Origin of the sequence: Micromonospora sp. CPCC 205558, from assembly GCF_036902955.1 — a bacterium.
Lineage (GTDB): Bacteria > Actinomycetota > Actinomycetes > Mycobacteriales > Micromonosporaceae > Micromonospora.
Genome location: NZ_JBAKHR010000064.1, coordinates 1 through 1,260, shown reverse-complemented (window position 1 = coordinate 1,260; position 1,260 = coordinate 1). Strand labels below are relative to the sequence as shown.

Below are 1,260 nucleotides of genomic sequence, written 5' to 3'. Positions count from 1 at the left end.
CATCAAGCGTAAGGAGATAAAGGCAAGTCGAGTCACAGAGCTTGAATTACCGGATATTAAAGAAGTACGTGAGAAAACAGGCTTAACCCAGGCTGAATTTGCTGCACGTTTGCATATCAGCGCGAGAACCCTGCAAAACTGGGAACAAGGCCGTCGCTATCCGACTGGTCCTGCAGCGACTTTAATTCGTATTTTAGATGCTCATCCAACTTTAATTTAAGAAGTTTAGATAATAAAAAATCCCGACGTCATGTCGGGATTTTTCGGTATGGAGCGCATAGGTAGGGCTGACTACCTGATGGTCATGGTGCCTGACTGATTATTATTGTTGTTTTAAGTCATTGAACATCCTGTCCATATAGATCAATCATAAGAGCTTCATCGGGGGATAGATACAGACAATTTCGTGAAACGCTGTAAGCCAAAACGTACAAAAAATAATCAAAATTTATCCCAATGGTTATCCGCAGAAATTGTGGATTCTTTTGGGTAAAAAAGGCTTAAAAACTCTATGGAATTGCTATTTTTGATCATTATTTACCCAATTTTATTGGCAAGAAGTATCAAACTTGCTCAAAAAAAATCCGCTTTGTTTCCAAAGCGGATTTTTGCGGTAGTTTTGGGTTATGTAAAATAGCTAAGTACATGATTTTATTTAACTTATAAAAGACGATTTCGGATAACGCCCATTATGTTAAATAGAGATAAGACATACTCTAATTTTAGAGTTTTCTTTTAGGTATGATATAAAAATATACAAGCCTAACAGTTTAGCTTAAAGGTTAAAAATTGAATAAATTAACAAATATTTTTATGGCTTTAGGAGTTTGCCTTTCAATGGAAACATTTGCAGAACCTGTTTTTTCTAATGATTTATTAGCGAAAGCAGAAAATGGAGATACTTCTGCTCAGTTAGAATTAGCCGAGATTTATCTATATGGTCATGGTGTTGATTCAGATGAAAATCAAGCTGAAGTTTGGGCTCTTAAATCAGCAGAAAATGGAAATGTAGCAGCAATGTTTTGGTTAGCTGATGGATATGTTACCTATGCTAGATTAATGGAAGATGATGACAAAAACGATTCTTTAGAACATTTCCAAAAAGCTTTTAAGTGGTTTCAGAAAGCCTCAGAAAATGGCCATTCTGAATCAATGGTTGAGTTAGCTGATCTATATACTCGTGCAGATAGCGGAATAGAAGTTAATATTAATAAAGCTTTTGAACTTCGTGAAAAGGCTGCAAAGTTAGGTAATAAGAAA

Annotated in this window: 2 protein-coding genes; both read left to right on the top strand. The window is 35.3% G+C overall.

Annotated elements, in window-relative coordinates; translation table 11 throughout:
• On the top strand, nt 1–220 hold a 220-nt coding region (locus tag V6U86_RS33270; protein ID WP_442935045.1), incomplete at its 5' end, for a helix-turn-helix domain-containing protein.
• 617 nt (nt 221–837) lie between these two features.
• On the top strand, nt 838–1,260 hold a 423-nt coding region (locus V6U86_RS33265; protein WP_334510517.1), incomplete at its 3' end, for a tetratricopeptide repeat protein.